The 11279-nt window shown below is 65.7% G+C and carries 9 protein-coding genes and 1 tRNA gene; 3 read left to right on the forward strand and 7 right to left on the reverse strand.

What is annotated here, in order from left to right:
* Nucleotides 1-63: 63 nt before the first annotated feature.
* Together GUY23_RS11285 and GUY23_RS11290 are read left to right on the forward strand one after the other, a co-directional pair.
* The gene (locus GUY23_RS11285; RefSeq protein ID WP_166972381.1) at nt 64-1311 is read left to right on the forward strand and encodes a lytic transglycosylase; all 1248 of its coding nucleotides are present in this window, start codon (nt 64-66) and stop codon (nt 1309-1311) included.
* Nucleotides 1308-3620, forward strand: coding sequence for a protein kinase domain-containing protein (locus GUY23_RS11290; RefSeq protein ID WP_166972383.1), 2313 nt, complete (start codon nt 1308-1310; stop codon nt 3618-3620). The genes GUY23_RS11285 and GUY23_RS11290 overlap by 4 nt, the downstream gene beginning before the upstream one ends.
* Before the next feature lie 169 nt (nt 3621-3789).
* Here the strand turns inward: GUY23_RS11290 and GUY23_RS11295 are convergent, their stop codons facing one another.
* Genes GUY23_RS11295 through gcvH form a run of 4 tightly spaced genes read right to left on the reverse strand, consistent with a single transcriptional unit; the run spans nt 3790 to nt 7171 of the window.
* Nucleotides 3790-5184 (reverse strand): class II 3-deoxy-7-phosphoheptulonate synthase, encoded by a 1395-nt coding sequence (locus GUY23_RS11295; protein WP_166972385.1) that lies wholly within the window; start codon nt 5182-5184, stop codon nt 3790-3792.
* Nucleotides 5185-5194: 10 nt separating this feature from the next.
* Complete coding sequence (locus GUY23_RS11300; protein WP_228282240.1) at nt 5195-5683, reverse strand: bifunctional nuclease family protein; 489 nt, start codon at nt 5681-5683, stop codon at nt 5195-5197.
* 7 nt (nt 5684-5690) lie between these two features.
* The gene (locus GUY23_RS18945) at nt 5691-6767 is read right to left on the reverse strand and encodes an FHA domain-containing protein (RefSeq protein ID WP_166972387.1); all 1077 of its coding nucleotides are present in this window, start codon (nt 6765-6767) and stop codon (nt 5691-5693) included.
* Complete coding sequence (gene gcvH, locus GUY23_RS11310; protein WP_166972389.1) at nt 6767-7171, reverse strand: glycine cleavage system protein GcvH; 405 nt, start codon at nt 7169-7171, stop codon at nt 6767-6769. The genes GUY23_RS18945 and gcvH overlap by 1 nt, the downstream gene beginning before the upstream one ends.
* Before the next feature lie 230 nt (nt 7172-7401).
* On the opposite strand from gcvH, the gene GUY23_RS11315 reads away from it, so the two are divergent.
* Nucleotides 7402-7475: transfer RNA gene (locus GUY23_RS11315), tRNA-Pro, on the forward strand.
* Between the two features lie 141 nt (nt 7476-7616).
* Here GUY23_RS11315 and GUY23_RS11320 read toward each other — a convergent pair.
* The 3 genes from GUY23_RS11320 to GUY23_RS11330 form a co-directional block, all read right to left on the reverse strand.
* Nucleotides 7617-9008 (reverse strand): sodium:proton antiporter, encoded by a 1392-nt coding sequence (locus GUY23_RS11320; protein ID WP_166972391.1) that lies wholly within the window; start codon nt 9006-9008, stop codon nt 7617-7619.
* Nucleotides 9009-9214: 206 nt separating this feature from the next.
* On the reverse strand, nt 9215-9805 hold the full coding sequence (locus GUY23_RS11325) for a DedA family protein (RefSeq protein ID WP_166972393.1): 591 nt from the start codon (nt 9803-9805) through the stop codon (nt 9215-9217).
* A 136-nt stretch (nt 9806-9941) separates the two neighbouring features.
* Entirely contained in the window at nt 9942-11156 is a 1215-nt protein-coding gene (locus GUY23_RS11330; RefSeq protein ID WP_166972395.1) for a metal-dependent hydrolase family protein, read from the reverse strand.
* Nucleotides 11157-11279 lie beyond the last annotated feature (123 nt).

Here is an 11279-nt window from a genome sequence, read left to right on the forward strand (position 1 = left end):
CGGGCAATCGTTAGGCTGGTGACCGTAGCTTCCCCATTCGACATGAAGTCAACAGGTGTACAGATGACACGACCGCGACGGAATCAGCAGACGCCCATCACGGCCGCTCCTGACATCCGTGCCGCCTCGAAGGTGAATTCGACCGGTCCGATCCCAGGAGCCGATCGCGTCGACCCCGAATCCCCCATCCCCACCGAAGCGACCGCCCCTGTCGCCGCCGGCTCCACCGCAGACACGACAGATCCCCGCACCGAGGCGGCCCCCACCGGCACCGCATCCGACGATGACCCGACGGCCACCTCGGCGAGTTCGACCAACCGTTCGGACGCCACCGCCGACGCGGACGCGACCGCCGACGCGGACGCGTCGTCGGTCGCGTCCGCGTCGGCGAGTCCTGCGACCGGTCCGCAGTGGATCTCGGGCACGGCGGGGGCGACGGTTCCGGTCACTCACGGCGGACGCACGTACAAGGCCAAGCAGGGCGACACCCTCTACGGGGTGGCGAGCAAGCACGGCGTCTCCGTGCCGGCCCTGGCTGAGCTCAACCGCATCTCGCCCAGGCAGAACCTCCACCAGGGGCAGGTGCTGTCCCTGCCGGAGAAGAACGACCTGCCCGATGAGGACCCCTCGCACGTCGTCGCGCCCGGCGAGACCTTGCAGGGCATCGCCGCCCGGCACGGCATCTCGGCCTCGACCCTGCGTCGTGCCAACGCGATGGGCGATGACTCGTATCTCACGGTCGGCGAGCTGCTTCTGCTGCGTCCGTCGACGGCACGGCCGCGCCGCAACGCTCCCGAACCGCCGCGCGACATCCCCCGTGTGGCCGCCAGCGCCCAGGTCGAAGGCATCCGACCCTCGGTGCTCCACGCAGCCAGGCTGAACAAGTACACCCTGCTCCACCGCCGTCATCCGGCCCCGGCTCAGGCCAAGCTCATCGTCGCCCACATCGCCGAGGAGCTCGGCGCCGATCCCGCGCTCATGCAGGCTGTGGCGCACCAGGAGTCCGGGTTCCAGCACACGACGGTCTCGGCGGGCAACGCCATCGGCATCATGCAGGTCACTCCGCGTTCGGGTCGCTGGGCGTCCGACATCGTCGGCCGCGGACTCGATCTGCTCGACATCGCCGACAACATCGTCGCCGGCACCGTCATACTCGGCTGGCTCATCGAGACCGCCGAATCCGAGAACGAAGCACTGGCCGGGTACTACCAGGATCTGCGCTCGGTCCGCGCCGACGGTCTCCTGCCGGAGACCAAGGCCTTCGTCCGCACTGTGCAGCTCCAGCGCACCCGAATGCAGGAGGCTCTGTGAGCACCCGTCCTGATCCGCTCATCGGCACGGTGCTCAACGACCGCTACCGGATCGATGCGAAGATCGCTCGCGGCGGCATGGCCATGGTCTATCGCGGCACCGACCTGCGCCTGGATCGCGAGATCGCAATCAAGGTCATGCACGAGCACCTCATCTCCGATGACACCTTCGTCGAACGGTTCCGCCGGGAGGCGATCAACGCGGGACGGCTGACCCACCCGAACCTCGTGGCCATCCACGATCAGGCGCGCGACGGCGACGTCGTCTACCTCGTTATGGAGCATCTGCCTTCGGTGACGCTGCGCCGCGAGCTCAAGCACCGCGGCACCTTCACCCCGAGGCAGGCAATCGTCGTCCTCGACGCGATCCTCGCCGCCCTCGAGGCGGTGCACTCGACGGGCATCATCCACCGTGATCTCAAGCCCGACAATGTGCTCCTTGGCACTGACGGGCAGGTCAAGCTCGCCGACTTCGGTCTCGCCCGCGCGGTGACGACGGCGACGACGACGAAGACGCTCATCGGCACCGTCGGCTACGTCGCCCCCGAACTCGTCACCCGTGCCGGGGCTGATGCCCGCACTGACCTCTACACCGTCGGCATCATGTTCTACGAGATGCTCACCGGCACCCAGCCCTACACCGACGATGTGCCGATCCAGGTCGCCTACCGGCACGTCCACGACTCTGTGCCGCCACCGTCGGAAGTCGTGCCCCGGCTGAGTCCGCGCCTCGACGCTCTCGTCCTGTGGGCGACGTCGAAGGAGCCCGAGGACCGTCCCGCCGATGCCGCCCAGTTCCGCCTGGCACTGGCCGAGGCGCGGGCGGAGATGTCCGAGGCCGAACTCGACCTCGGCGACCCGCCGATCGCTGCCGGCGAGCACTCCCCCGTGCTCACCGCGAGCATCGACCTCGGCGAGGAGGTCCCGAAGGAGAAGAAGTCCCGGACCGACGAGATCCCGTATCTCGAGGATGAGGACGACGATGCCGGCGCCGAGGAGGCCGATGACGACAGTGCTGACGCGCCGTCGGGTGCGGCTGGAGGTTCGACAGCCGACGCTGGTGCGGCCTCCGGCACTGGGGTCGCGGCTGGAGCCGGTGTCGCAGCCGCCGCGGCAGGAATCGGCGGCGTCACCGCCGCCGTGACCTCGGACGGCGAGTCGGATGACGGCTCCGTCGGCGATAGCGGCCGCTTAGATCACTCCGCGGACGACGGCGACTCGAATACCGAATCAGCCGGCGGGGATTCCCCTGACTCCCACTCCGAATCGGATGACGGCGCTGACACGGCTGATCACGGTGGCGATGAGCTCGGCGCCAGTGCAGCCGGCGTCGCTGCAGGAGCCGGCGCGGCTGGCGCGGCTGGCGCTGCCTCGGCCAGCGATTCAGGTTCTGGCTCCGGTTCTGGCTCCGGTGGCGATTCGGCGGATCGGTCCGACGACGAATCGGATGACGATGACAAGGCTGCGGTCGCGGCCGTCGCCGCACCCGCCTCGGCGAAGGTGTCGAAGACTCGCCGTCGACGTCGTCGCGTGCTCGCCTCGCTCGTCGCCGTCGTGGCCGTGTTGGCTCTCGTGGCCTGGCTCGTCATCGCGAACCTGCCTGAGCCCACATCGATCGTGCCGGGTCAGCTGGCCGGCAAGAAGGTCGACGAGGTCACCTCGCAGCTCGAGGACAACGATCTCAAAGCCGAGCCCAAGGAGGTCTTCGACGACTCCGTTCCGGCCGGTGAGGTCATCGGCACCGAACCGGTCAGTGGCTCCGAGCTGGCCCCGGACTCAACCGTCACGGTCGTCGTGTCCAAGGGCGAGGAGAAGTTCGCCGTTCCGAAGCTCGAGGGACTCAGCCGGTCCGATGCGGAGGCGGCACTGAAGAAGGCGAACCTCGCCGTCGGCAAGGTCGACGAGAAGTACAGCGACTCGGTCGGCAATGACCAGATCATCTCGGCGTCGAAGAAGCCCGGTGAAAAGCTGTCGAAGGGCGAGAAGATCGACCTCGTCGTCTCCAAGGGCGTGGCGCCGACACCGGTGCCCAATGTCGAAGGGCTGACCTTCGACGCCGCCTATGCGACGCTGGCCAAGCGCGGCTTCCGTGTCGGCAAGGACGAGGTGTTCTCCGACGATGTGCCCAAGGGCAAGGTCGTCTCGCAGTTCCCGAAGAGTTCGGAATCGAAGCCGGCGAACTCGCTCATCATCGTCCGCGTCTCCAAGGGCAAGGAGAAGACGGATGATGACAAGAAGGATGAGAAGAAGGACGAGAAGTCCAAGGACGACGACAAGAAGAAGGACGACTCGAAGGACAAGAAGGACTGACGAGTTCTGGTCCGCCCGTGTCCTGATTCGGTCTTCTCCTGGTCCGTTCGTCGCCTTGGACCGGCTGTCATCTGGTCGGACTGACTTCGGGCTCGGCCCACCACGCAAGACGGTGGCCCCACAGCTGAACTGCGGGGCCACCGTCACTGTCTCTGCTTGAGCCTGTCGATCAGTTCCTGCGGGTGAGGTACTCCGCGACCTGGAACGCCATCTCCAGCGACTGATCGTGGTTGAGGCGAGGATCGACGAGGGTCTCGTAGCGACGCCGCAGGCCTTCGTCGTCGATCTCCGTGGCTCCGCCCATGATCTCGGTGACGTCGTCGCCGGTGAGTTCGATGTGCAGACCACCGGGGATCGTACCGGCCTCGCCGTGGGCGTTGAAGAACCCTTCGACCTCGGCCATCACGTCTTCGAACCGGCGGGTCTTGTAACCGGTGTTCGAGGTGATCGTGTTCCCGTGCATCGGATCGCAGACCCAGGTCACATGCGGCAGCTGATCGCCGATGCCGGCGAGCAGCTTGGGCAGGGACTCACCGATCTGTCCGGCACCCATGCGGGTGACGAAGGTCAGACGACCGGGTTCGGCATCAGGGTCGAGCTTCTCTGCCAGGGCCAGGGCATCGTCTGCCGTGGCCGTGGGTCCGAGCTTGACACCGATCGGATTGCGCACCTTGGACAGGAAGTCCACATGTGCTCCGTCGACCTCACGGGTGCGTTCGCCGATCCACAGGAAGTGTCCGGAGACGTCGTAGGCATCACCGGTGCGCGAGTCGATGCGGGTCAGCGCGCGTTCGTACTCGAGCAGGAGCGCCTCGTGGGCGGCGTAGAACTCGGTGGTCTTGAGCGCATCGAAATCGGCTCCGCAGGCGTCCATGAAGCGAATGGCACGATCGATTTCGCGCGCGGTCTGCTCGTAGCGCTGGTAGCCGGGGTTCGAGGCGAGGAAGCCGCGGTTCCAGTCGTGGACGAATCGCAGATCGGCGAAGCCGCCCTGAGTGAAGGCGCGGATGAGATTGAGCGTCGAGGCGGACACGTGGTACGCCTTGAGCAGCCGCTCAGGATCGTGGCGGCGGGACTCCTCGGTGAATTCGTAGCCGTTGACGATGTCGCCGCGGAACGACGGCAGGGTCACTCCGTCCCGGGTCTCCATGTCGGCAGAGCGAGGCTTGGCGAACTGACCGGCCATGCGGCCGATCTTCACCACGGGCATCGAACCGCCGTAGGTGAGCACGGCCGCCATCTGCAGGACCGTCTGCACACGGGCACGGATCTTGTCCGCCTGCGCACCGTCGAAGGACTCGGCACAGTCACCACCGGCGAGGACGAACGCCTCTCCGCGCGCGGCGGCGGCGATGCGCTGCTTGAGCACATCGGCTTCGCCGGCGAAGACCAGCGGAGGTGAGGCCCGCAGATCGGTGAGGACCTCGTCGAGCGCAGCACTGTCGAGATACGTCGGCTGCTGCTTCGGATCCATCCCACGCCAGTCGTCGAGACCGCGAAGGTTGTCATTGCCGGCAGCGGCGATTTCTCTGTTGGACAGCACTGGATCGGTGTGGAGGCTCACTGTTTCACTTTCATGGGTTCTCTGGTCCGGTCTCGAAGTCCTCGGCCGAGACGTTGTCGAGGAAGTCCCGGAACTGGGCGACTTCCTCTTCGTCGGCTTCGGGGGCTTCGATGCCGGACTCTTCGAGCAGTTCTGAGTCGACGTACACGGGGCAGTGCGCGGTCAGCGCGAGCGTCACTGCGTCCGAGGGACGGGCGGAGATCGACTTCCCGTCGTTCGTGTTCAGCTCGGCCAGGAAGATCTGACCGTCCTTGCCGGTGATCGTCACGTCTTCGAGCTCGGCCTCATATTTCGCGAGGACGTCGAGCAGAAGAGCATGCGCCATCGGCCGTGGAGGCGTCAGGCCCCGCTGTGCGATCGAGAGCGCATTGGCTTCGATCGCTCCCACCCAGATGGGCAGATAGTACGCGGGTTCGCTGGCTTTGAGGAGGAGGATCGGTTGGTTGGCGGGCATTTCGATGCGGACGCCGACAACCTCGACTTCGATTTTGGACATCATCCCCCGGTCAGGAGCGCGGACGCTGCTGGAAGATCATACGGAACTTGCCGATCTGCACATCGGCGCCGTTCTGCAGTTCGATGGAATCGATGAGCTGCCGACCGACGTAGGTGCCGTTGAGCGATCCGGTGTCCCGCAGAGTGAAGCCGCTGGGTGTGCGGATGAACTCGGCGTGCTTGCGCGAGACGGTGACGTCGTCGAGGAAGATGTCAGCGTTCGGGCTGCGACCCACGGTCACCACATCGGTGTCGAGCAGGATCTGTGAGCCCGAGTCCGGTCCCGAGACGACGACGAGGAGAGCGTCGGCGTCCTGCAGACCGTCGAGGTCGGGCACCGGGTGGATCTCGCCGGTGTGCGGATCCAGAATCCCCTGGAACTGCTGGCTGCCCGAATCGCTCATCTGATCATAGTTCCCTTCGGCCGGTCCGCCCTGCGGCTGGCCCGACTGCGGCTGGTTGGGGTTGAACTGGCCGTTCTGACCGGCACCGTTCGAACCGTACTGCTGCGGGGCACCGCTCTGCTGTGGATAGCCACCCTGCTGGCTGTACTGCTGGCTGTACTGCCCGGCTCCGTTGGAGCCGTACTGGGGCTGGCTTCCCTGCGGCTGACCCGACTGAGGCTGACTGTACCCCTGCGGCTGATACTGGTTTCCTTGCGGCTGGTACTGCTGCTGCCCCTGGCTGCCCTGCCCGTTGCCCGCATAGGGCTGGTTGGCCGGCTGCGAAGCACCGTAGTTCTGGCCGCCCTGGGGCGTTCCGCCATAGTTCTGGCCCGCTTGCGGCGTTCCGCCGTAGTTCTGGCCCGCCTGCTGGGTGCCGCCGTAGTTCTGGCTCGCCTGCGGCGTACCGCCATAGTTCTGGCCGCCGCCGTACTGCGGTGCCTGAGGGGCATCGCTGCTCGGCTGACCGTAGGACTGGGAGTTTCCCTGTCCGTTCTGATCGACCTGTTGGTTCACTCTGGTCGCCGAATCATCGTCGCCGTTGTTATTGGCGCCGAACGGGAACTTCTTCGACTGCGGCACCTGGCCATTGTCGTACCAGGGCTGCGAGGGGGCCGGACGATTCTGTTCGTGGTTCTGCGACATTACGCCTCCTCGCTCTCAATGAGCTGTTTGTACTGCTCGCTGTCCATCAGCGATTCCAGCTGTTCCGGTTCGCTGAGTTCGACAAGATACATCCACCCGTCTTCGAACGGCGACGAATTCACTGTTTCGGGAGAGTCGTCGAGCGACTCATTGACCTCGGTGATGGTGCCGGAGACGGGCGCAATGAGATCGGACACGCTCTTCGTGCTCTCGACTTCACCGCATGACTCGCCGACGGTGATCTCGTCACCCACTGCTGGAAGGTCGACATAGACGACATCGCCCAGCTGCTCCTGCGCGAAATGCGTGATGCCCACGCGGACGACAGCGTTGTCATCCGTGGACGCAGTCCACTCATGGTCGCGCGAGTACCGGTAAGACACTGGATAATCCAGATCTGCCATGTCGACTCCTCTAGTTTGTCGGTGTACCAAGCATAGCCGCCTGGGCCACTTTCATAACAATCACGAAACGGAAATGTTACCGAGGTACAGGTCAAGGCCTGCCCGAGACCTGCTTCGTCGGTATCCACCTGGGATGATACCTGCTTTTCGGAGGTCACGGTACGTGGTTTTGGCACTTGGCCCTTCATCGGTATAAGCTGGTTCTCGTTGCCCACGAGGGAGTTCGGTAACGGGCTATGGCGCAGCTTGGTAGCGCGCTTCACTGGGGGTGAAGAGGTCGTGGGTTCAAATCCCGCTAGCCCGACAATCCAATGTGTTGCGACATCGTTCATTCGATGACGCGGCACATTCCTCTTTTTCTCTGCAGACTCTCCCTCAGCCTCGAACCGGGCACAGCACCGGGTTCCGTGCCCGAAACTCATCTCCCGGACTCCGCAGCCGAAACTCATCTCCCGGACTGGGCCTTCGCCGCGCGCAGGTCTCGACCGGCCTGGCCGAGGATGAACAGTGCGAGGAGCACGCCGGCCACGCTCAGCCACACGCCCTCGGTCATGAAGATGAGCACCATCGCGGCGAGGATCGGCACGAGGCGACGCAGCGACCACCACACGTAGCCGCCGAAGCTCGGCATGGGCACACTCGCCGAATCGGCCACGGACTTGACCATGAAGTTCGGGCCGTTGCCGATGTACGTGATCGCGCCTCCCATCACCGCGCCGAGCGAAACGGCGATGAGCAGCGTCTCGGCGACTCCGGCGACCCGCGGCTCGCCGGGAACCTGGGCGGCCATCTCGAAGAAGGTGACATAGGTCGGGGCATTGTCGAGAACGGAGGAGAGCCCGCCGGTGAAGACGAACAGGGAGACCTCGCTCAGCGGGATCTTGTGGGCGACCTGGCCGAGATAGGCCAGCGCGGGCATCATCGTGAGGAAGATGCCGATGAAGAGCGCCCCGACCTCGAGGATCGGCGTCCACGTGAATTTGTTGAGGTTGAAGCGGGCGCCCCGGTCACCGAACAGGAACGCGGTGATCGCGGAGGCGAGCATGACGAGTTCACGCCAGGGCACATAGTCGGCGAGGCTCGCGTGTCCGGTCTCGATCGCGTGGGCGTCGACGGAGGGGATGAAGGCGACCGCGATGATGATGATCGCGAGGAACACGAGGCCGCTGGCTCCGCGCAGGCCGAGCTTCGTCTCGTATTCGGCGTCCTTCGCCAGGGCCTCGTCCGGTTCCTTCGCGTACATCTTCGAATCGAGAGCGAAGAAGGAGACGAGCAGCATCGCGTTGACGAACAGCCAGTACGGCCACAGCCCGAACGTCCATTCGAAGGGCACTCCGCGCAGCATCCCGAGGAACAGCGGCGGATCGCCCAGCGGAGTGAGCAGGCCGCCGCAGTTGGCGACGATGAAGATCGTGTAGATGACCGTGTGCGTCCGGTGGGTGCGGTCCTGGTTCGTGTTGAGGATCGAGCGGATGAGCAGCATCGCCGCGCCCGTGGTGCCGATGAAGGAGGCGAGAACGCCGCCGACGGCGAGGAAGATCGTGTTGTTCTTCGGTGTCGCCTTGATGTCGCCGACGAGGAAGATTCCGCCCGAGGCGACGAACAGGCTGCCGACGAGGACGATGAACTGGAAGTATTCGAGCAGCGCATGAGCGACGGTGCCGCCTTCTCCGCCGAGGAGGAACCACACTGCAATGGGCACGCCGAGGATGAGGGCGACGATGAGTTTGACGAGGTTGCGATCCCAGATCTTCTCCGTGGCCGGGATCAGGGGGAGCACTGCGATGCACCCGAGCAGAAGCACGAACGGAATGATGCTCCACCAGGCCACGACCATCCGAGCCCTCCTTCACTGACTGTCGACGGGCGCTCCCGTCATGTCGACTCTGACCGATTCCCACTCTATTGAACCGTGACGGCAGCCCGTCGACCGGGTCTGCTCAATGGATGACAACCTCGCCGAGGCGGCCCGCCCTGACCGTTTTCACCCGCGGTGACGCTGCCGGAGCCGCCTTCGCCGAGGTGGGGCTCGGCTGGCGGTGATCAGGCCTCGGTGGTCTTCGTGTCCGTATGGGTCTCAGCTGCGCGAGCCGATTCCGCACGGTCGCCGGGAGCAGGTTCGGCCTCTGCCACATCAGCCTCGGCCCCATCGGCCGCCTCGGCGGAGACGCTCGGCTTCTTCAGCCCGATGACGAGTCCGATGATGGCCAGGACGAAGCACACGGCCACTCCGATGGTCAGCCCCGGCGCAGCCTGGTAACCGGCGGCCAGCGCCTTGAAGCCGATGAGGCCGACGGTCGAATAGATCGTCGCCCACATCGCACCGCCGACGGCGAGCGCCGGTAAGTACCTGCGGTAGCTCATTCCCGTCGTTCCGGCGGCGAGGTTGAGCACCGTCTGGACGCCGATCATGACGAAGCTCACCGCGATGACTGGGGCTCCGAAGCGTTCGATCATACTTTCGGCCTTGCGGTACTTCGGTCCGGACATCAGGCGGTCGACGCGGTCGATCTTGCGGATGCCGGTGCGTGCCAGACGTCCGAGCAGGAAGGTTCCTCCGGCGCGGGCGAGGATGATGCCGAAGAGGATGAGCCAGGTGACAGCGATCGGCAACGACCAGTTCAGTGGGTTCATCGTGGGTGTGCGCTCCTCATATCTGGTACCCACTCAGCATAACCCGCTGAGGTTAGGTTTCCCTCACCGGCACTCCTGACTCGCCTTCCGGCGAGAGCGATACCACCGTCGTTCCCACAGGCACTGTCCCTACGGCTCAGACGCGCTCGCCGTCGAGGTAGACGGCATCCACGCGATTCTCGATGCCGCGGACATCGGCGGTGCGCAGGTCCCCACCCACGACGACGAGGTCGGCGAGCCCGCCCTCACCGAGGTGGCCCACCCGATCATCGTCGAGTACGCGGGCAGCCACCGAGGTGCCGGCGGCGAGCGCCTCGACCGTTGAGAGCCCCACCTCGGCGAGCAGGCTGATCTCTTCGAGGTTCTCCCCATGCGGGCCCACCCCGGCATCGGTGCCCAGGGCGATGGGCACCCCCGCTTCATGGGCGCGGGCGATCGACTCCCGGTGAGCCTGGACCACACGGTGGGCCTTGTCCACGACGGACGGCGGCAGACCGGCCCCCGCCTCAGCGGCCTTGATGACCGCCTGCGGGGCCTGCAGGGTCGGGACGAGGTAGGTGCCGTGTTCGAGCATGAGGTCGATGGCCTCCTCGTCGAGGAAGATGCCGTGCTCGATCGAACGGACTCCGGCACGGACAGCGTTCTTGATCCCTGGTGCGCCCTGGGCGTGGGACATGACGTGGGCACCTTGGGCGGCCGCCTCGGCGACGATGACGGCGATCTCGGCCTCGGTGAACTGGGAGTGGCGGGGATCGTCCCGGGGTGAGAGCACACCGCCGGTGGAGCAGATCTTGATGTGGTCGGCGCCGGCCCGCAGCAGCTCGCGGGTCGTCTTCTGGACGCCTTCGAGTCCGTCGGCGACGCCGGAGGGGCGACCCGGGTGGGGCGAGAGGAACGGGGATTCGGCGCCGGAGACGAGGTGGAAGTCTCCGTGTCCGCCCGTCTGGGACATGATGTTCACCGCGATCGACAGGCGCGGGCCGCGCACGACGCCGGTCTCGACGGCGACCTTCGCACCGAGGTCGGTGCCGCCTGCATCGCGGACGGTGGTCACTCCGCCCTTGAGCGTGGCCTCCATATGGGCGACCGAATTGTAGAACTGCAGCGAGAACGGGTCGTGGAAGTTCGAGGTGGCGGCCGCCCCGGAGCTCGTCAGGTGGACGTGACAGTCGATGACTCCGGGGATGATCGTCTTGCCGGTGCAGTCGACGAAGTCGTCGCCGGCGTTGTGGGAGCCCTGACCGCCTTCCGTCACAGAGGCGACCCGGTCGGAGTCGATGACGACGTCGCGGGTGCCGGGAAGGAAGCGGGTGCCGTCGAATACGGTGGCGTGGGACAGGACGGTGGCCATGGGGCGGACTCCTCATCGTTGACGATCAGCTGGCTTGACGATCAGCTGGCGGTCGGTGCCGGTGCGGCATCGGCTCGTCCTTCACATCTATCACGGACCTCGCCCCGTTGACGATAGGGGCGA

This window comes from Brevibacterium atlanticum (assembly GCF_011617245.1).
Classification (GTDB): domain Bacteria; phylum Actinomycetota; class Actinomycetes; order Actinomycetales; family Brevibacteriaceae; genus Brevibacterium; species Brevibacterium atlanticum.

What these genes read in the sequence shown, in the direction of transcription:
- GUY23_RS11320 (WP_166972391.1), bottom strand. Translation starts at nt 9,008, where the DNA reads ATGGTCGTGGCCTGGTGGAGCATCATTCCGTTCGTGCTTCTGCTCGGG.
- GUY23_RS11300 (WP_228282240.1), bottom strand. Translation starts at nt 5,683, where the DNA reads ATGATGTCCAAAATCGAAGTCGAGGTTGTCGGCGTCCGCATCGAAATG.
- GUY23_RS11330 (WP_166972395.1), bottom strand. Translation starts at nt 11,156, where the DNA reads ATGGCCACCGTCCTGTCCCACGCCACCGTATTCGACGGCACCCGCTTC.
- GUY23_RS11325 (WP_166972393.1), bottom strand. Translation starts at nt 9,805, where the DNA reads ATGAACCCACTGAACTGGTCGTTGCCGATCGCTGTCACCTGGCTCATC.
- gcvH (WP_166972389.1), bottom strand. Translation starts at nt 7,171, where the DNA reads ATGGCAGATCTGGATTATCCAGTGTCTTACCGGTACTCGCGCGACCAT.
- GUY23_RS18945 (WP_166972387.1), bottom strand. Translation starts at nt 6,767, where the DNA reads ATGTCGCAGAACCACGAACAGAATCGTCCGGCCCCCTCGCAGCCCTGG.
- GUY23_RS11285 (WP_166972381.1), top strand. Translation starts at nt 64, where the DNA reads ATGACACGACCGCGACGGAATCAGCAGACGCCCATCACGGCCGCTCCT.